Source organism: Streptomyces sp. NBC_00224 (assembly GCF_041435195.1).
In the GTDB taxonomy this organism is placed as follows: domain Bacteria; phylum Actinomycetota; class Actinomycetes; order Streptomycetales; family Streptomycetaceae; genus Streptomyces.
In genome coordinates this window covers 7,776,172-7,794,456 of record NZ_CP108106.1, presented here as the reverse complement: position 1 = coordinate 7,794,456, position 18,285 = coordinate 7,776,172, and the positions used below count along the sequence as shown (strand labels likewise).

The following is an 18,285-nucleotide window of genomic DNA, read 5'->3' as shown; positions in this document are numbered from 1 at the left end:
TTCGGTTGCGCGGGGACGATTGTTAAATCTGAGTTCCAAAGGCACATAAGCCGAACAAACGCCTTTACATGCACATGTCAGGCGTAGCAGGGTTCGCTCGGGGCCACACAGTCCCCGCGGTGCTCAAGGGCACCGCGCGTACGGGCGGTTGTAGCCGGCCGCCCCCGCAACACATAAGGACCCCCCATAGTGCGTACACCCCACATACGCAGACTGGCGATCGCCCTGGCCGTCACCACGGCCGCGACCATCACGGCAGGGGGCGTGGGCACCGCCGTCGCGACCTCCGCCGCCACCGGGACTTCCTCCGTCGCCTCCGTCAAGTCCGCCAAGTCGGTCGTGGACGCGGCGCGCGCCGCCGCCTTCGCGCACGCCTCCGCCACCGGTGTCTCCAAGGACGACACCCTGACGGCCACCGACACGCTGATCGACCCGGACGGCAAGCAGCACGTCCGGTTCGTCCGCGCCCACAAGGGCCTGCCGGTCCTCGGCGGCGACCTGGTCGTCCACCTCGACGCCAAGTCCGCGTACCTGGACGTGACCCGGGCCACCCGCAAGCAGGTCGCCGTTCCCGCCAAGACCCCGAAGCTGACGGCCGAGCAGGCCAAGGCGAAGGCGGCCTCGGTGGCGAAGGGCGACGCCGACTCGGCCGAGCTGGTCGTCGACGCGCGCGCCGGCCGCACGGCACTCGCGTACCAGATCAAGGTCACCGGCAGCAAGACAACCGAGGCGGGCGGCGCCCGCACGGTCGTCGTCGACGCCGCCACCGGTGCCGTGCTCAGCAACGCCCCGGTCAACGACCAGTTCGTCTCGCCGCAGCTGAAGGCGAAGCTGCGCCAGCGCGGCGAGAAGGTCACGCCCCAGACCGGTGCGACCGCGCCCTCCGGTGCGGCCGCCTCGGCCTCCCCGGCCCGGCCGTTCAACCCGCCGAAGACCGCGGGCATCCCCTCGATCGGCTCCGGCAACTCGCTGTACGTCGGCAAGGTCCCGCTGAACACGCTGAAGACCGGCACAACCTCCTACCTGCTCAAGGACGCCTCGCGCGGCAACACCGAGACGCGCGACGCGGGCGGCCGCGAGGTGGTGCAGTTCTCCCAGGGCAAGCCGTTCACCAGCACCAACAACACCTGGGGCAACAGCGCCCTGAGCAGCCGTCAGACGGCTGCCGTGGACGCCCAGTTCGGTGTCGCCAGCACCCTCGACTTCTACAAGAAGGTGCTGGGCCGCAACGGCATCAAGAACGACGGCGCCGGTGCCCGCGCGATGGTGCACTTCGGCACCAACGTCGGCAACGCCTTCTGGTACTCGGACTGCGGCTGCATGCTCTACGGCGACGGTGACGGCCAGACCTTCACCAAGCCGCTGGTCGTGCTCGACGTCACGGGCCACGAGCTCAGCCACGGCGTCGTCGACGCCACGGCCAACCTGCAGCCGACCCGGGTCGACGCGAACGACAACCAGTTCGGTGAGGCGGGCTCGCTCAACGAGTCGCTGGCGGACATCTTCGGCAGCGCGGTCGAGTTCCAGACCAACAACCCGAACAACGCGCCGAACTACCTGATGGGCGAGAAGCTGGGCCTGGCCCAGACCTTCCTGCGCCGTCTGGACAAGCCGTCGCTCGACACGCTTGAGGGCACGGTCGACTACTGGTCGGCGGCGTCGTACGACACCGAGGTGCACGCCGGTTCCGGCGTCTCCTCGCACGCGTACTACCTGCTCGCCGAGGGCAGCGGCAAGAAGACGATCGGCGCGGTCGACTACGACTCGCCGACGTACGACGGCTCGACCGTGACCGGCATCGGCCGGGACAAGGCGACGCAGATCTTCTACCGCGCCCTGTCCCGCTACATGGTCTCCACGACCGACTTCCACGACGCCCGCACGGCGACGCTGAAGGCGGCGACCGACCTGTACGGCGCGAGCAGCGTCGAGTACAAGACGGTCGACAAGGCCTGGGCCGCCGTCAACGTCACCGCGGCGAACACGCCGAAGCACTGACGTCCGGCGTAGATCCGAGGAGGCGCCCCCGCGAGAGCCGCGGGGGCGCCTTCGCCGTTCAATGACCGGATTCCATCGCCCCAGCGGCGAAGCCGAGCCATTTTCTTGACGGGATCCTGCCAACCCGCGCCCCGCTCCCCCATGCTGCGACCCGGCGCCCACCCGGCGCCCCGAGAGCGAGGCGCCACCGCGCCCGCGTCGCCGACCGAGGGGCAGGCAGCAGATGGACCGACAGAGGAACCGCGGCACCAGATCCACGCACACCACCGGACGCGGCCGGGCCGCGCTCGCGGCGGCCGTACTCGCCGTATCGGCCACCGTCGCGGGCCTGACCGGCGCACCGCCCGCCGCGGCCGACTCCCCCGCCCTGGGCAGCGGCACCGGGATCTTCGACGGCAAGGTGCCGCTGACGACCACGAGGACGGCCACGTCGTACCTGCTCCAGGACCCGACCCGGGGCAACACCAACACCGTGGACGGGCAGACGCACGCCATCTTCTCCGACGCCGACAACGTATGGGGCAACGGGCTGCCGACCAATCGCCAGTCCGTGGGGGTGGACGCCCAGTTCGCGGCGGCGTCGGTGTGGGACTACTACAAGTCGTCGTTCAACCGCCTGGGCGTACGCAACGACGGCAAGGGCGTCCGCAGCGTCGTGCACTACGGCTCCAACTACCCCAACGTCTTCTGGAGCGACGCGTGCGGGTGCATCAACTACGGTGACGGGCCGGGCAACGCACACCCTCTCACCGCTCTCGACATCGGCGCCCACGAGATCACGCACGGGGTCACCTCGGCCACCGCCGGGCTCGGCTACAGCGGCGAACCCGGCTCGCTCAACGAGGCCACTTCGGACATCTTCGCCACGATGGTCGAGTTCTACGCCGACATCCCGGCCGATGTGCCGGACTACTTCATCGGCGAGAAGCCCGACTTCAACGGCGACGGCACACCCCTGCGCTACATGGACCGCCCCTCCCGCGACGGCGTCTCGCCGGACTACTGGTCACCGTCGCTGCCCAACCTGGACCCGCACTACGGCTCCGGCGTGGCCAACCACTTCTTCTTCCTGCTCGCGGAGGGCAGCGGCCCCCGGGTGATCAACGGGATCACGTACGACAGCCCCACCGTCAACGGCGCCAAGCTCCTCGGCATCGGCCGCACGAAGGCGGCGGCGATCTGGTACCGCGCCCTGACCCAGTACTTGACCTCCAACGCGAACTACCGCGCCGCCCGCACCTCCACGCTCGCCGCCGCCCGCGAGCTGTACGGGGCAGGCAGCACCGAGTACGCGGCGGTGGCGGCGGCCTGGAGCGCCGTCAACGTGAACTGACCCGAGCCCTGCCCGTGCCGAGCCGCCCCATGTGTGCGGCGGCTCGGCGCTACCCCAGCGGCCGGGCGTAGGTGACGTATTCGCGGTGGGTGGTGAAGCCCAGCCGTTCGTAGAGGCCCAGGGCGCCGGACGGGTTGGCGGTGTCTACGGTGAGCGAGGCGCTGTCGTAGCCGCGGGTCAGGGCCGCATCGAGGGTGGCGGCCATCAGGGCGGGGGCGGCGCCGCGGCCCCGGTGCGAGCGGCGGGTGGCGAGATAGCCGATGTGGCAGTCGCGGGTGCCTTCGGCGGCGGTGTCGGCGTCGTACTCCTCGGCGATCAGATACGCCACCACCTCGTCCCCGTCGAGGAGCAGCCGCGACAGGGCAGGGCGGAACGAGCGGGCGCCCACGACCCAGGTCCGCCAGTCGGTCCCGTCCATCTCGGTGAAGTCCCAGTGGTCCCGGAAGGCGTCGTTGTGGGCCAGCCGGGTGACCTCGTCGTATCCGGGCTCGAACGCCACCAGCCGCAGTCCCTCCGGTACGCCTCCGGTCATCGGGCGGCCCGTGTTGAGCGGGTGGATCATCTCGAACCACCAGCGGCAGGCGGTGAAGGAGGCGCTCGCGGCGAGCGCCAGCAGGTTGGCGTCGCCGGACTTCCCGCTGATCAGGAGCTCGCCGGGCAGGTGCGTGAAGCCCTCGGCGTAGAGCGCGCGGGCCCGGGAGTCCATCCAGGCGACCAGATGGCGGCCGAGCCCCTGGCGCCGCCACTCGGGCCGGACCGCCGCGTCACCGCGGAAGCGGGCCGCGTCCACGGCGCCGTCCGGGGCGTGCACCAGGGCGTACGCGACCATCCGCGCGCCGTCCCAGAGCGTCAGGGTGTCCCGCTCCAGGTCCAGCTTGGGGTTCTCCAGCTCTTCGGCGAGGTCGTCCGCGTCGACGTGGTGGCCGGTGCGGTCGACCCGCTCCGCGTCGCCGCGCAGGTCCAGCCAGGCGGGCACGTCGGCCTTGTCCATCGGGCGCGTCAGAAACCCCCCGGGTGCGATGTGCGACGTGGTGTTCACCGCTCCATAGTCGGGTGCGCGCGACGGCACCGCCCGCCGAGCCCGGTGCGCCCGGGGACCCGCTGGCCCGTCCGGGTGGAGTGGGCGCGGACTCGGCGCCCCGTCGCCGTATGAAATGACAGCGCCTGTCAACGTAGGGCCCCGTGTCCACGACGCGATCCGCATCCTCTCCGCGCGCCCCCCGCCGGGCCCTGCTGCGCGCCGCTGTGGCCGGCGGGCTCGCCGCGCTGGCGGCGCCGACGGCCCACGCGGCCGGGCGGGCCCCGTCCACCGCTTCCGCGTCCCGGGCGCCCGGGGCGCCGCAGACCCTGATCCTCGCCTGCGACCAGGCGTCCCAGTCCGTGCTCCTCCTCGATGCGACCAGCGCCTACTGGCGTTCCGGGAATCCCGACCGGACGGCGCGGGCCGCCGATCTGCTGCCGCTGTGGTCCTGGACGCCCGTGGACGACCCCGGCCTCGCGGATCTCGATCCGGGCAGCGGCTGGCGGAACGTCAGCGAGGCCAAGGCCCGGTCCACCGCCTCCGGCCCGCTCCTGCTGACCTGTGCCTCCGGCGGGTTCGTGGCGGCGGTCCACCGCGAGGGCGGGGCGGTGTACTGGGCGGCGTCGCTGCCCGCGTGGACCAACCCGCACAGCGTCGAGCTGCTGCCGGACGGCAACATCGCGGTGGCGGCGAGCACCGGCGGCTTCGTCCGCGTCTACACCGCCTCGCAGGGCGCGCGCTCCGGGGTGTACGCCTCGTTCGCGCTGCCCGGCGCGCACGGGCTGCTCTGGGACGCGGGCAGCGGGCTGCTGTGGGCGCTCGGCAACGAGCTGATCGTGGGCCTCGCCGTGGAGGGCGGCGCCGCGGGCCCGCGGCTGACGGCGGCGCGCACCCTCGCGCTGCCCGAGTCCGGCGGCCACGATCTGGCGCGGGCGCTCGGCGCGGACGCCCCGATGTGGCTGTCGACGAGCGGCCATGTGCGCCGGTTCGCCGTCCGCACCGGCGCGTTCGTCCCGTACGCGGACCAGAGCGCCGTCGACCGGCCCACGGTCAAGAGCGTCAGCCAGAACCCGGTCACCGGGCAGGTCCTGACCGTCAGCCCCGAGCCGGGCGCCCCCTGCTCCTGGTGCACTTCGCGCATCCGCTTCCACGGGCCCGGCGGCGAGGAGGAGCTCAAGGGGTCGAGCCTGTACAAAGCGCGGTGGTGGACGGCCGACGCGCCGTGACGTCCGGCCGCCGGGGGAAGACGGCCGGACGCCGGTCGGCGGGTCAGGACTCGGTCACTGCCGTACGGTCCAGTGGTCGTTGGCGCCCGCCTGGAGGAACTTCAGCGGCGGGCAGAGGAAGTCCCGCCCGGAGGGGTTCGCCTCGGTCCACGGGGAGTCGGCCGGTCGCGCGGGCTTCCAGACGCCGTTCTTGCGCAGCTGGATCGTGCTGCTGTCGAAGACGGTGTTCCTCGCCTCGGTGCAGTAGTAGCCCACTTTGGTGACCGGGTTGACGCTCGCGTATATCTCGAAGATGTCCCAGCCGTAGTCCAGGTCGCTCTGGTCGGTGCCGGACTGGCGGTAGAGCAGCTCCCACTGCGCGGTGCGGTGGTTGTACAGGTACGAGGACCAGCGGTTGCCGGAACCGGTGTCCTTGACGAGCTGGATGCTGAAGGCGGGGCGGCCGTCGACGGCGGTGGTGTACTTCGCGCGGAAGTCGGCGTCCAGGGGAAGGATCTTGGCGGGGCCGCCGTTTTGCGAGCACCAGTCCCAGGCCCACAGCTCGTTGCCGCTGTTCCAGTACGCGGTGACCACTTCGATGCAGGAGTTCTGCGCCTTGGTGGTGGGCGCGTAGGTGAAGTTGTCCGCGTCGCTCACGTGATAGGCGGCGTCGACGCTGTGGGTGGCGGTGATGCCGTCGTGGGTGCCGGGCTGGGGGAAGATCCCCCACCAGTTGTGGGTGAGCGCGGCGGCGCGCGCGGGGCGGTGGGCGGCGCGGCCGTCCTTGAGCGCCTCGACGGCGCGGTCGCGGCCGGTGTCGTGGCCGGGGGCGCGGGCTCCTGCGACGGCGCCGTGGTGCGGGGCGTCGGGCGAGGGCGCGGCGCCGGGGCGTTCGGCGGGCCGGGCGGCGGCGCTCCCGGCGCTCCGCACGGTGCCCAGTGCCGCGGCGGTGACGAGCAGGGCGGCCGCGAGGGCGGTTCTCGCGGATCTGGCAGACCTCGCTCGGGTGGGCGTGTGTCTGTTCACGTGGCTCCTCCAGACCGGACCCGGGGTCCGGACGTCATGGGGTACGACGGTGGGGGGTCGGAGCACGGTCCGGCGGCGGCGCGGGGTGGTGCGCCGCGGCGGAACCGAATGAGCGACTGTAATGTCCATGTCATTGACAGGACTGTCAATAGCCGCAGGAGCCACACACGTTCACGCAGGACGCTTTCGAGCCGCGCCCGCTCCGGGAAGCGCCGGGGCGGGCGGCGGGCTCAGGAATCCGTTCCCCCCGTCGGGTCTACTGGGCGCCGTGGTCCAGACACGGACACTCCCGGCCGCACCAGCGGCAGGCCGGGGCCGGTGACGGGGTCGGCGCGAACAAGAGGTCCAGGACCGCGTCCACGTCGTAGCCGTCCAACTCACTCCCTTCCGGAACGAGCTGGTACGTACGGGAAAGGAACTCCGCGACGTCCTCCAGACCGGCGAGCAGGTCGGCGCTGCCTTCGTCCGAATCCAGCCTGATCCGTAACCCCCCGTCGCCGCAGTACCAGACCCGCACATCACCCAGGCCGACCGGGCGGCGGGACGTCAGCCCCTCGGCCACCAGGTCCCGGCCCATCGTCCAGGTGGTGTGAGTGCCGTTGCCGCACACGAAGTCCACGGACACCGCGAGCGGATCGTCGGAGTCATAGGTCATCACGGCTTCCACCGGCGTCATGGCATCACCCCCCTCGTGCAGCAGCTCCACATACAGCGGTACGCAGATCTCTTCCATGTCTCCCCCCTCGGGACGGGCACCAGCGTCGTCTCTATGTCCTCTATGACGAAATGGACAGTGGTGTTAGTGACGGATTCCACCACCTCACATACGCACCGCGCGCCCGAACCGACTCAACTGCCCCCATCGACCCCCGAAAACGTGCAGGCGCGCCCCCGGTCAAGGGGGCGCGCCGGACACACGGACGCGTCGGGACGCATCAGCACGCCCCCTCGTCCTGCCACCCGCCCCACTGGCCGGTGGTCCCGGGCTCCTCGTTCCGGGTCCACCACTTGGCCTTCCACATGCGGCCGTTGTGGGCCCGGCGGGGCCGGAGGGGGGAGGGGTTCCCAGCAGAATCGAGCCGTGTCCGGGGCACGTCAACGACTTGGACCAGACCATGAGGAATCCTTGAACCTGCGACGTGATCCCCGAGCCCGCGACGTAAAGCCGTACGGGACACGCCGCCCCGGCCCCTCCGCGCGCCGCGCGACCCTCGTTGTCAGTGCCGCGAGAGATGCTTGACGGTCCGACACCTTTCCAAGGACACGAGGGAGAAGCCGAGATGACCGAACCGGAGCGCACGGCCGCCAAGGCGTACGTCCGGCTGCTGCAGACCGCGCAGGCCGTGCTGGCCGACCCGGCGACGGCGCCTCGCGCCCTGGCGCTGCTCGCCGGGCCGATGGCCGAAGCGGAGGAGTCCCTGCGGGCGGCGGGCCTGGCGGGCAACGAGGCCAGACTGTTCGCATTGGTGGAGGACTTGCAGACCGATACATGTGCCTCGGGGCCATGATGTCCGGCCGGGCCTGCCACTATGGGGCTCCGAGGCGGCGAAGGCGATCGGAAGGGTGCGCGCCATGCGGGACTGGGTTGCGGAGCTCGGACTCGAACCCCACACGGAGGGCGGGTACTTCCGGCGGATCTACACCAGCGAGCACAGACTGTCGCTGCCCCGGGGCGCCCGCCCGGCCGCCACCTCCATCTACTACCTGCTCACCCGGGACGAGCCGCGCGGCCGCCTGCACCGCAACCGCAGCGACATCCTGCACTTCCTGGTGGACGGCGGTCCGGTCGAGTATGTGACACTCGCCCCGGACGGCAGCCTCGACCGGGTCCGCCTCGGCGCGGACGACGAGAGGTTCCTGCTCGTCCCGGGCGGCCACTGGAAGGCCTCCCACCTCGTCGACGACGCCGTACAGGGCCTCGTCGCCGAGGTGGTCACCCCCGGCTTCGACTACGCGGACCACGAGTTCGCGACAGAGGCCGACCTGAGGGGATTTCCGGACGCAAACGACGCGCTCCGGCCATTCCTGCCCGCCTGACCCCCGCGCCGCCCGTCGGGCGTGTTGCAATCTCGCCAATCGGACGGCCCGGATCGCCTTGGCGGTCTAGACCAATGATACAAAGGCAGTCGCTCCACAGAACCGTTCAGACACCCGCAGTGATCACTCTAGGGAGACACATGCCCGGCACACATGGTCATTCCCTGCCCCCCGTTCCCCGATATCTGGAGATCGCCCGCGACCTCAAGTCCACGATCGAGTCCGGCACTTCGACCCCCGGGCACCGGCTGCCCGCCGAGCGCATCCTCGCCGAGCACTACCGCAGCAACCGCCAGACGATCCGTCAGGCCCTGGACGTACTGCGGCAGGAGGGGCTCATCAGCACCGAGAAGCGCGGCTCCTTCGTCCGCGGCGACCGCCCCGGCGAGGCGCACGCACGGCTGCTCCAGGCGCCTCCGGAGGCGCAGTTCCCGCTGGGCGCGCTCAGCCCCAGGGCGGGCATCGCCGCCTCGACCCGGCTGGTCTGGGAGGCCGCTCCCGCGACGTACGCGACGCAGCTGGGCCTGCGGCCCGGCTCCCGCACCCTCGTCCACTACTACACGGCCTCGGCCGGCGACAGGGTGATCCAGCACGCGGTCAGCTACCTCTCCCCCAGCCTCATCGCCCAGATCCCGCTCCTCGCCCGCTACGAGCGGACGCTGTCCCACCACACCCACAGCGATCTGCGCCGCCTGTACGCCTGGGCGGCGGACGCGGGACTCAGCCTGGAGCACAACGAGCAGCTCACCATGGCCCCCGGCGACGACCGCTCCGACGGCGTCCCGCAGCTGGAGATCCACCGCGAGGTGCGCGACCAGCACCACCGCACGGTGGAGATCACCCTGCTGACCTTCCCCCATGCCGAACAAGGCCCCATATATCACTTCACGTCCCCGGCCCGGGATGTGCGCCCGCCGCTCTGACGCATACCCTTCCTGCCCATGACCAGATCATGGAAGACGGGGCTCACCGCCCTGGCCGCCGGGTTCGCCGCCGTCGCCGGTTCCCTGGCGACGGCCGGCCCCGCCCAGGCGGCCACACCGTTCGGCTCGATCGACAGCGCCGTCGTCAGCCAGTTCGCCCTCGACCCGGTCGCGGACTTCGGCGGGCAGCGCCAGAACACCTTCGACGTCTACGACGAGGCGATCAAGGCGGTGGAGGCGAAGGGCGCGGTCGCCCAGGTGAACGCCACGAGCGTGCTCACCTCGGGCGGCCGCACCGGCACCAACGGCCTGTGCCACACCACAGGTCTGGCGTCGGGCCTGAGCCCCGCGGGCTTCTGCTGGGACAAGGCGGACGACACGTCCAACTCGTACACCGACGCGGGCGGCTGGACGCCGCAGGGCCTGACCGGCTCCTACGACGCCCAGCCGGGCGGCCTGTGGGACGGCCACAAGGCGTTCCTGGCCTCCTGGCACTTCAGCCGGGGCATGGGCGGGGCGAACCCGGTGGCGAACGAGTTCGCCCGCGTCAGCCTGGTCAACGCCGACAACGGCAAGATCGCGTACAACCATCTGCTGCTCGTCGAGCCGACCGGCACCCGGGCGGGCGGCGACGGCAACTTCCGGGCCGTCCAGGGCACCCACGCCGACGGTGTGGTCTGGTACGGCAACAAGGTCTTCGTCGCCAACGGCCGCTGGCTGCAGGTGTACGACCTCCAGCACATCTGGAAGGTCAACTCCAGCCAGGAGTCGGTCGGCATCACCGGCACGACGTCCTCGGCGCGCTGGAGCAACTACGCGCTGCCGATGGTCGGCCGCTACCGCACCACCGCCGACGACAACACCGCCTGTGTGGTGGCCACCGGCACCAGCCCCTGTCTGAACTCGCTGAGCCTGGACCGCACCGGCCAGGACGGCCTGGTCTCCGCCGAGTACAAGCCCGGCGGGGCGGGCGGCCGGGTCGTGCGCTGGCCGCTGAACTACCTCACCGCGCTCCCCACCACCACCGACCCGTCCGGCCACGGCGTCAGCCACGCCACCGTCGGCTACTCGTCCCCGGTCTGGGCGATGCAGGGCGCCGCGACGAACGGCCAGTACTGGTACATGAGCGGCACCTGCCCCACCGGCACCGGCGGCGGATCCGGCGACGCCATCGACTACTCGTGCATCCACCGGGCGCTGCCCGACGACGCCCCGCACGTGTACACCACCTCCCCGGTCCTCACCCAGAACCTGGGCTACTCGCCGGACACAGGACGGATCTGGGGCATCAACGAGCGCATCAACTCCACCAACGGCATACGGGTCGTCTTCTCGATCACGGGCTGACAACCCCCGCACGACGACGGGCCGGACGCACACGCGTCCGGCCCGTTCGGCGTCTTCGCCGCCGGGAGACTCAGTCGCCGCCCGGCCCGGGAACCGCCGCTGTCTCCCTCGGGCGCGCCGACTGGAGCAGATACGGCACGTCGATGACGGCGACGCCCGGGGTGAACAGCAGCCTGGCCTTGAGCCGCAGCGCGTTCTGGTTGTGCAGCGGCTGCTCCCACCAGTGGCCCACGATGTACTCGGGGATGACCACGGAGACCATCGCGTCCGGGTCTGCCGCCGCCCGCTCCTGGACATGGGCGATGACGGGCCCGACCACCTCGCGGTACGGCGAGTGGAGGATCTTCAGCGGTACGTCCAGATCGCGCTCGTCCCACTCCCGCCTCAGCCGCTCCACGTCCTCGTCGGCCGCCACGGTGAGCGCGGTCAGCGTGCTGGGCCGCAGAGCCTGCGCGAAGCCGATCGCCTTCAGGGTGGGGGCGTGCACCGAGGCGACCAGCACGAGCACATGGTGGCGCGCGGGCTTGCGCGGCCTGTCCTGCGGCGAGACGGCGACCTGCCGGGCCACCTGATCGTAGTGCCGCCGAACCCCCTTCATCCCGGCGAACAGCACCGGCATCGCAATGATCACCAGCCAGGCGCCGTGGGTGAACTTGGTGATGAGCACGACGACGAGGACGAGAGCCGTGAGGGCGGCGCCGACGGCGTTGATGGCGAGGGAGCGGTGGATCCTGCGCCGCCGCGGGGCCGCCGGGCCGGTGCTCAGCTCCTTGCGCCAGTGGCGGACCATGCCCGCCTGGGAGAGCGTGAAGGAGACGAAGACGCCGATGATGTAGAGCTGGATCAGCCGGGTGAGCTCGGCGTCGAAGGCGATGATCAGGGCGATGGCCGCGAGGGCGAGCAGCACCACGCCGTTGGAGTAGACGAGCCGGTCTCCCCGGTTGTAGAGCTGGCGCGGTGCGTACCGGTCCCTGGCGAGGATCGAGGCGAGCATCGGGAAGCCGTTGAAGGCCGTGTTGGCGGCGAGGACCAGGACGCCCGCGGTGAACGCCTGCACCAGGTAGAAGAGGATGTCGACGTGGCCGAAGGTGGCCCGGGCGATCTGGGCGAGCGCGGTGGAGGTGGCGGTGCCGGGCGGCAGCCCCAGCTCGGTCGGGTCCGCCGCTACGTGCACCTTGTAGACCAGGGCCAGCATGGTGATACCCACGAACATGGTGACCGACAGGAAGCCCATCGCCGCCAGGGTCGCCGCGGCGTTGCGACTCTTGGGCTTCTGGAAGGCGGGCACCCCGTTGCTGATCGCCTCGACGCCGGTGAGCGCCGTACAGCCGGACGCGAACGCCCGCATCGCGAGCAGCACCAGGGCGATCCCCGTGTAGGTGCCCGCCTGGTGGATCGGCAGGTGCGCCGACTCGGCCCGGATGGTGGTGCCGGTGGCGAGACGGACGCCGGCGATCAGGAACATCACGTAGATGACGGCGACGAAGCCGTAGGTGGGAATGGCGAAGATGCGGCCGGACTCGCGCACGCCGCGCAGGTTCAGCAGGGTCAGGACGGTGACGAAGCCCACGGACAGCGCCACTTGGTGGTCGTGGAGCGAGGGCACGGCGGAGGTGATGGCCGCGACACCGGAGACCACCGAGACGGCGACGGTGAGCACATAGTCGACGAGCAGGGCGCTCGCCGCGGTGAGGGCGGCGGTGGCGCCCAGGTTCTCGGCGCTCACCACATAGGCGCCGCCACCGCCGGGATAGGCGTAGCAGGTCTGCCGGTAGGAGGCGACGACCACGACGAGGAGGAAGACGATCGCGGCCGCCGCGTACCAGGCCAGGTGCAGCAGCGTGACACCGCCGAGCGCCAGGACGAGCAGGATCTCCTCGGTCGCGTACGCCACCGAGGAGAGCGGGTCGCTGCAGAAGATGGGCAGGGCCAGTCGTTTGGGCAGCAGCGTCTCGCCGAGCCGCGAGGTGTCCAGCGGACGCCCGACCAGTACCTGTTTGGCGTTGAACCTGCGCATTTGCGCATCATCGACGGGAAAGAGCCCGCCCCGGCCGTACGACACGGCCGGGGGTGGCCATCCGGGTGGGGGCGAAGTGGCGCCGCCGCCCCGCACCCGGACGGCCGGACCCGTCGGGTGGGGTGGCGTCAGTGCGACGCGGACGGCACCGGGGCGAAGCTGATCGGGGTGCGGACCGTCGAAGGACCGTGGTAGCGCGAGGCGAACGCGACCAGCTCGCAGTTGTCCTTGCGGCAGTCGACCGCGCGCCCGTCGATCGTCGTGAAGGCGACCGAGAGGGTGCTTTCCTGGTCGATCCGGCCCTGGTCGGTGGTGGCGGGCGGACGGCCGCCCGGGCGGCAGGCGAAGGTGTCGGTCGCTCCGGCCAGGCACTCCAGGATCGGGATGTGGTACTGCGGCTCGTACCGCTGCCCGCTGAGGTGGACGCTCTGGCCGTCCGTCAACCCGCTGTTCGGCGTGGCGCGCAGGGTCGGCGGCGCTTCGAGCGGGGCGAGCGGCAGGAAGCGCAGGGGCACGGTGGTGAGCACGGCGCCCGCGTTGTCCGTGAGCGCCAGCAGACACCGGTTCGCGGCGGTGGCGGCCCGGCAGTCGGCCGGCCCGGCCGGGGTGTCCAGGCGCGTATAGAGCTTCTTGGGCGAGACCTGGTAGGTGCCGTCGGGGTAGACGCGGAACTGGCGCGCGGTGTTCTCGTCGCAGGCCGTACCCCCGCCGGGGGCCGCCACGCACTGCTCGACCCAGACGTACTCCTTGGGCGGGCCGCCGGTGATCTGGAAGCTGACGATGTCGCCGTCGCGGATGCCGGTGGTCCGGTCGACCTTGAGGGTGGGCCCGTCGGGAGCGGGCGCGGCCGAACCGGGCTGCGCGCCGACGAGGGCGAGCGCGAAGGTGCCACAGGCCGCGGCCGCGCCGAGGAACGCGCGTCTGCGTCTGGAACGTGCGGTACGGGATGCGGTACGGGTCATTGCCTCGGCCTCCCAGCCGGTTGAGGGACGTACGGGTCTGAGGTGCGCGGGTGTTTTCTCAGACGCGCGCATGCTTCTCAGGCGCGCGGGCGTTTTCGGTGCGCGGGCGTTTTCCGGTGTGCGGGCACTCCTCAGGTGCACTGGGCGTTGCCGCACAGCTCCCAGGCGCCCCAGGTGCCGTGCGCGGCGAGCTGGGTGTTCTGCCAGTACCGGTCGCGGTTCCACTCCCGGACCGTCACATGCAGCCGCCCGTCGGGGAGTTCGGTGACCGTACTGGGCCGGCTGAGCCCGACATTGAGGTCGGGCACCTTGCCCATGGACTGCGCCGGACCCCAGTCCGGGCTCGGGCTCCGCTGGGTGCGGACCTCCATCGAACGCCCGGCGGCCGTGGTCGAGGCGAAGGCGTCGAGGCTGCCGTCGCGTTCCTTGAACAGGACGACACCGCCCATGTACGGCCCGGGGGCGAGCCCGAACGGCTCCGGCGCCGTCCAGCCGTGCCGGTCGTCCTCCACCGCGTGGCAGAACTGGCCGTAGGTGGCGAAGAGAAGCTCGATGTGGCCCTGGGTGTTCTCCGCGGCGGTGACATAGGGGGCCTTGGGCCCGACCGTCGCGGCGCTGACCCGGGTCCACGGCCCGTAGGCGCCGCCCGGTGCGGACTGGTCGCGATGCCAGACGAAGGGCAGCCCGCCGGTGGCGGTGGAGTCGTAGAACAGCTGGAACTCGTCGACCCGCCCGTCGGCGCGCGGCACCGAGAGCAGGCTCCCCGCGACGGGGCTGCCGGCGAGCCCGTGCGCCGCGGTGTCCAGGGTGCAGGCGGCGACGGCCGGGGTGGGGCGGGCTGCGGAGGCGGCGGCGGCCGAGGTGGTGGCCGTGCCGCCCACACAGAGGAGGCCCAACGCGACGGCCGCGCGCAGCAGTTGCCGAACAGGCCGACGAGTCAACGGCCTACGGGCCATCGGCCTACGGATCAACAACCTCCGGTTCCTCGCCCCGCGGGCCAGCCCTCTTCGGGCCGGCGCTCTTCCGGTCATCAACATCCCCCTTCTCCCGGCCGCGTGGGCGACGCGCCGAGCACCACCCGAGCCGGACAGCATCCTGCTGTGCGGACCGCGGGGCGGCCAGAGCGCCTTTCGGTCAGCGGGAACGGCCGCGGCCGGAACAGCCGACGACGGGGCGCCGAGTGTGCCGCCCACCCAACCCCCTTCCACCGTCGCTCGTTTCTGCGGAGACAACCGGAATGCAGCTTGTGTTGCTTGTCATGACTTCGTCGATTCACACTCTGCTGTCACCGTCCGACGAAGAGTCGTCCCCCCACAGGAGGTCCCCGTGTCAGAACCGTTGCCCAGAGGCCGTGTTCCCCGTCTGCGCGCCGCGCTGGCCGGCGCCGCCGCCATCGGCCTCGGCCTCGCGCTCGTCGGCGCGGGCGGCGGCACCAGCGCCTCGGCCGCCGGAGCCGAGAGCCTGCCGCTGTCCGGCGCCACCTCGTCGGGCCTGCACAACACCTATGACCCGGCCGCCTTCCCGTATCTGGCGCAGGCGCTCGACACCGGCACCTCCATGATCGAGCTCGACGTGTGGGACGACTTCATCACCAAGGAGTGGAAGGTCAGCCACTCCAACCCCCTGGGCAACAGCAACAACTGCGTCAACGCGAGCACGCCCGCGCAGCTCTACTCCGGTGGCGCCAACAAGAACCTGGAGAGCTGCCTGGACGACGTACGCGTCTGGCTCGGCGCCCACCCCGGGCACGCGCCGCTCATGATCAAGCTGGAGATGAAGGCAGGGTTCCAGTCCCGCTTCGGCCTCGGCCCGGCCCAGTTGGACCAGGCGATCAGCGCCCACCTCGGGTCGGCCGTCTTCCGCCCGGCCGACCTGCTGGCCAAGCCGGGCGGCGGCCAGTACGCCACCCTCGACGAGGCAGCCACGGCCGGGAACTGGCCCACCCGCGCACAGCTCGCCGGAAAGGTGATCCTGGAGATCATCCCGGGCACGGTCGAGGAGGGCAATCCGACCGACACCCTGTGGACGGACAAGGAGTACGCGACGTACCTCCGCGATCTGCACACCGCCGGACGCACCGCCCAGGCCCAGATCTTCCCCACGGTCCACGGCGCCCAGTCCGGCGACCCCCGCGCCCGCTACGCGGACGCCTCGCTGCGCCCGTGGTTCGTCCTGTTCGACGGTGACGCCGCCACCTATCTCAACGGCACCATCGACACCGCCTGGTACGACGCCCACCACTATCTGCTGGTGATGACCGACGCCCACAACGTCGCACCGGCCCTGGACGGCAAGAACCCGCCTCCGGCCGACGCCCAGGCCCGTATCGCGCTGCTCGCCAAGTCCCACGCGACCATCGCGTCCAACGACTGGACCGCGCTTCCCCAGGTCCAGGGCCTGACGCTGCCCCGCGGCTGACGCCGGAAGCAGCTCGCGGGCCCGCCTCGCCTCGATCGGGGCGGGCCCGCCGCACACCCGCGCACCGAAATAAGTGATCATGGAAGGGTGCGCCCCATACCCCTCTGCGTCCTCAGCAGCTCCGCCCCGCCTCGGGTGGAGCACGGACACCACCCCGAACTGTTCGTCCAGATAGGTTCGTTGACCAAGGCCCTCACCGGCACGCTGTTGGTCCGCCTCGCCGCCGCGGGCGCGCTTGATCTCGACGATCCCCTCGAACGCTTTCTGCCCGCCCCGACGGGCACCGGCATCACCCTGCGGCACCTGGCGACCCACACCTCCGGCCTGCCCCGGCTGCCTCCCGGCCTCAACCGCCGCGATCCGTACGCCCCGTTCGACGCCGAGGCGCTCGACGCGCTCGTCCGCCGCCTCGACACCCTGGCCACCGCACCCCCGGGCCAGGACGAGGAGTACTCCAACTTCGGCTACGCGGTGCTGGGTTCGGCACTCGCGGCCGCGGGCGGCGCCCCGTACGAGCAACTGCTCAACGAGTACGTCCTGAGCCCGCTCGACATCACCGACGTCACCTCCGCTCCGGCGCCGGAGCGGCGCCTGGTCGCGCGGCTCTTCGGCCGCCCCGTCAGACCGTGGACGATGACCGGTGCGATCCTCCCGGCCGGGGGCCTGTGGGCCACCCCGGTCGCGGCCTCCCGGCTGGTCACCTCGCTGCTCGTCGAACGCCGGCTGGGCGAGCCCGCCCCGTCCTGGCAGCGCGCCGGTCGCCTGCTCTGGCACAACGGGGCCACCAAGGACGCCTCCGTCTTCGCGGGCGCCCTGCCGGACGGCACCTGGGTCCTCGTCCACCGGCTCGGCGGCGATCCCGACACCACCGACAAGATCGGCATCGACCACTTGAAGAGTGTGACGTAGGTCACATTCAAGGCTGTCACGTCCGCGCTCCCCCGGTTGTCCCATAGACGTCACCACGGTGGAGACGCGAGACGGAGGCAACGGCGATGAGGATTCTGCTGGCAGGGGCGAGCGGGGTGCTGGGGCAGCGGGCCGTGCGGGAGCTGACCGCCGCGAGCCACGAGGTGGCCGGACTCGGGCGCGGCGCGTCCAACACGGTACGGGTGAACCTGCTGGACGGGGACGCGGTGCTGCGGGCGGTCGACGGGATGGCGTTCGACGTCGTCATCCACGCGGCCACCGCGCTTCAGGGCACGTCCCTGATCCGCCACCAGGAGATGGCGGGCACCAACGCCCTGCGCGTCCAGGGCACGGCCAACCTGCTGGCCGCCGCCCGGGCCACCGGAGCCCGCCGGATCGTCCTGGAGAACATGATGTTCGGCTACGGCTACGGCGACCACGGCGACCGGCTCCTCACCGAGGACGGCACGCCGTTCGGCCCGGCGGGGACCAACCCCTGGCTGGAGCAGCACGTCGGCGCGATGCGCGCCAAGGAGGAACTCGCCTTCACCGCCGACGGGATCGACGCGGTCAGCCTGCGCTTCGGCCTCTTCTACGGCAAGGACGTCACCGACACGACGGTCCTCACCATGCTGCGCAAGCGCAGGCTGCCGGTCGTCGCCGACCACGGCCGGGAGCTGGCGTGGGTGGACGTGGACGACGCGGCCCGCGCGGTCGCGGCCGCCGTCGAGCGGGGCCGGCCCTCGCAGGCGTACAACATCGCGGACGACCTGCCGACCGGCTTCGGCAGCCACGTCCGCGCCGTCGCCGAGGCGTTCGGCACACCGGCTCCACTGCGCATCCCGCTGTGGCTGCTCAAGCCCGCCCCGCTCGCACACACCGTCATGGCGACCAATCTGCGCCTGGACAGCAGCAAGGCCAAGGAAGAGCTGGGCTGGAAGCCGAGCCACACCGACAGCGTCGAAGGAGTGCGCTCGCTTGCCCGCACCCTGGGCGTCTGACAGCCTGACCGCCGTGATCCGTACGACCGCCGAAGACGCTGCCCCCGACCCGTTCACCGAGCACCGGCGGCTGCTGTTCGCCAACGCC

Annotated in this window: 16 protein-coding genes; 10 read left to right on the top strand and 6 right to left on the bottom strand. The window is 71.5% G+C overall.

Features of this window, described 5'->3' with window-relative positions:
* Window positions 1-189: 189 nt before the first annotated feature.
* Both OG965_RS34870 and OG965_RS34865 read left to right on the top strand, forming a co-directional pair.
* Complete coding sequence (locus tag OG965_RS34870) at window positions 190-1,998, top strand: M4 family metallopeptidase (protein ID WP_371656050.1); 1,809 nt, start codon at window positions 190-192, stop codon at window positions 1,996-1,998.
* Between the two features lie 223 nt (window positions 1,999-2,221).
* Window positions 2,222-3,331 carry a M4 family metallopeptidase gene (locus tag OG965_RS34865; RefSeq protein ID WP_371656049.1) on the top strand — a complete coding sequence of 370 codons (1,110 nt, stop codon included), beginning with the start codon at window positions 2,222-2,224 and terminating at the stop codon, window positions 3,329-3,331.
* Window positions 3,332-3,380: 49 nt separating this feature from the next.
* Here OG965_RS34865 and OG965_RS34860 read toward each other — a convergent pair whose 3' ends face one another.
* On the bottom strand, window positions 3,381-4,370 hold the full coding sequence (locus OG965_RS34860; RefSeq protein WP_371656048.1) for a GNAT family N-acetyltransferase: 990 nt from the start codon (window positions 4,368-4,370) through the stop codon (window positions 3,381-3,383).
* A 143-nt stretch (window positions 4,371-4,513) separates the two neighbouring features.
* Between OG965_RS34860 and OG965_RS34855 the strand changes: the two genes are divergently transcribed.
* Entirely contained in the window at window positions 4,514-5,578 is a 1,065-nt protein-coding gene (locus tag OG965_RS34855; protein WP_371656047.1) for a DUF6528 family protein, read from the top strand.
* Window positions 5,579-5,632: 54 nt separating this feature from the next.
* Here OG965_RS34855 and OG965_RS34850 read toward each other — a convergent pair whose 3' ends face one another.
* Both OG965_RS34850 and OG965_RS34845 read right to left on the bottom strand, forming a co-directional pair.
* The gene (locus OG965_RS34850) at window positions 5,633-6,583 is read right to left on the bottom strand and encodes a carbohydrate-binding protein (protein WP_371656046.1); all 951 of its coding nucleotides are present in this window, start codon (window positions 6,581-6,583) and stop codon (window positions 5,633-5,635) included.
* A gap of 256 nt (window positions 6,584-6,839) precedes the next feature.
* The gene (locus tag OG965_RS34845; RefSeq protein WP_371656045.1) at window positions 6,840-7,316 is read right to left on the bottom strand and encodes an SsgA family sporulation/cell division regulator; all 477 of its coding nucleotides are present in this window, start codon (window positions 7,314-7,316) and stop codon (window positions 6,840-6,842) included.
* Window positions 7,317-7,863: 547 nt separating this feature from the next.
* Here OG965_RS34845 and OG965_RS34840 point away from each other — a divergent pair.
* The 4 genes from OG965_RS34840 (at window position 7,864) to OG965_RS34825 (ending at window position 10,890) form a co-directional block, all read left to right on the top strand.
* Window positions 7,864-8,091, top strand: coding sequence for a hypothetical protein (locus OG965_RS34840; protein WP_371656044.1), 228 nt, complete (start codon window positions 7,864-7,866; stop codon window positions 8,089-8,091).
* Between the two features lie 64 nt (window positions 8,092-8,155).
* Window positions 8,156-8,620, top strand: a complete 465-nt coding sequence (locus OG965_RS34835) for a cupin domain-containing protein (RefSeq protein ID WP_371656043.1) — start codon at window positions 8,156-8,158, stop codon at window positions 8,618-8,620.
* A 140-nt stretch (window positions 8,621-8,760) separates the two neighbouring features.
* A complete protein-coding gene (locus OG965_RS34830) occupies window positions 8,761-9,543 on the top strand; it encodes a GntR family transcriptional regulator (RefSeq protein WP_371656042.1) in 783 nt (260 codons plus the stop codon).
* A gap of 18 nt (window positions 9,544-9,561) precedes the next feature.
* On the top strand, window positions 9,562-10,890 hold the full coding sequence (locus OG965_RS34825) for a hypothetical protein (RefSeq protein ID WP_371656041.1): 1,329 nt from the start codon (window positions 9,562-9,564) through the stop codon (window positions 10,888-10,890).
* A gap of 70 nt (window positions 10,891-10,960) precedes the next feature.
* Here the strand turns inward: OG965_RS34825 and OG965_RS34820 are convergent, their stop codons facing one another.
* The 3 genes from OG965_RS34820 to OG965_RS34810 all read right to left on the bottom strand — a co-directional run bounded on the left by OG965_RS34820 (window position 10,961) and on the right by OG965_RS34810 (window position 14,810).
* The gene (locus tag OG965_RS34820; protein WP_371656040.1) at window positions 10,961-12,907 is read right to left on the bottom strand and encodes an APC family permease; all 1,947 of its coding nucleotides are present in this window, start codon (window positions 12,905-12,907) and stop codon (window positions 10,961-10,963) included.
* Between the two features lie 128 nt (window positions 12,908-13,035).
* Window positions 13,036-13,869 (bottom strand): neocarzinostatin apoprotein domain-containing protein, encoded by an 834-nt coding sequence (locus tag OG965_RS34815; RefSeq protein ID WP_371656039.1) that lies wholly within the window; start codon window positions 13,867-13,869, stop codon window positions 13,036-13,038.
* Window positions 13,870-14,000: 131 nt separating this feature from the next.
* Window positions 14,001-14,810, bottom strand: a complete 810-nt coding sequence (locus OG965_RS34810; RefSeq protein ID WP_371656038.1) for a hypothetical protein — start codon at window positions 14,808-14,810, stop codon at window positions 14,001-14,003.
* A gap of 385 nt (window positions 14,811-15,195) precedes the next feature.
* Between OG965_RS34810 and OG965_RS34805 the strand changes: the two genes are divergently transcribed.
* The 3 genes from OG965_RS34805 (at window position 15,196) to OG965_RS34795 (ending at window position 18,197) form a co-directional block, all read left to right on the top strand.
* Window positions 15,196-16,287 (top strand): phosphatidylinositol-specific phospholipase C domain-containing protein, encoded by a 1,092-nt coding sequence (locus OG965_RS34805; RefSeq protein WP_371656037.1) that lies wholly within the window; start codon window positions 15,196-15,198, stop codon window positions 16,285-16,287.
* Between the two features lie 87 nt (window positions 16,288-16,374).
* The gene (locus OG965_RS34800; protein ID WP_371656036.1) at window positions 16,375-17,196 is read left to right on the top strand and encodes a serine hydrolase domain-containing protein; all 822 of its coding nucleotides are present in this window, start codon (window positions 16,375-16,377) and stop codon (window positions 17,194-17,196) included.
* Between the two features lie 86 nt (window positions 17,197-17,282).
* A complete protein-coding gene (locus tag OG965_RS34795) occupies window positions 17,283-18,197 on the top strand; it encodes an NAD-dependent epimerase/dehydratase family protein (protein ID WP_371656035.1) in 915 nt (304 codons plus the stop codon).
* Window positions 18,198-18,285: the final 88 nt, after the last annotated feature.

Coding starts and splice junctions, on each gene's coding strand:
- OG965_RS34840 (WP_371656044.1), top strand. CDS start 7,864: ATGACCGAACCGGAGCGCACGGCCGCCAAGGCGTACGTCCGGCTGCTG.
- OG965_RS34825 (WP_371656041.1), top strand. CDS start 9,562: ATGACCAGATCATGGAAGACGGGGCTCACCGCCCTGGCCGCCGGGTTC.
- OG965_RS34835 (WP_371656043.1), top strand. CDS start 8,156: ATGCGGGACTGGGTTGCGGAGCTCGGACTCGAACCCCACACGGAGGGC.
- OG965_RS34815 (WP_371656039.1), bottom strand. CDS start 13,869: ATGACCCGTACCGCATCCCGTACCGCACGTTCCAGACGCAGACGCGCG.
- OG965_RS34845 (WP_371656045.1), bottom strand. CDS start 7,316: ATGGAAGAGATCTGCGTACCGCTGTATGTGGAGCTGCTGCACGAGGGG.
- OG965_RS34795 (WP_371656035.1), top strand. CDS start 17,283: ATGAGGATTCTGCTGGCAGGGGCGAGCGGGGTGCTGGGGCAGCGGGCC.
- OG965_RS34820 (WP_371656040.1), bottom strand. CDS start 12,907: ATGCGCAGGTTCAACGCCAAACAGGTACTGGTCGGGCGTCCGCTGGAC.
- OG965_RS34865 (WP_371656049.1), top strand. CDS start 2,222: ATGGACCGACAGAGGAACCGCGGCACCAGATCCACGCACACCACCGGA.
- OG965_RS34830 (WP_371656042.1), top strand. CDS start 8,761: ATGCCCGGCACACATGGTCATTCCCTGCCCCCCGTTCCCCGATATCTG.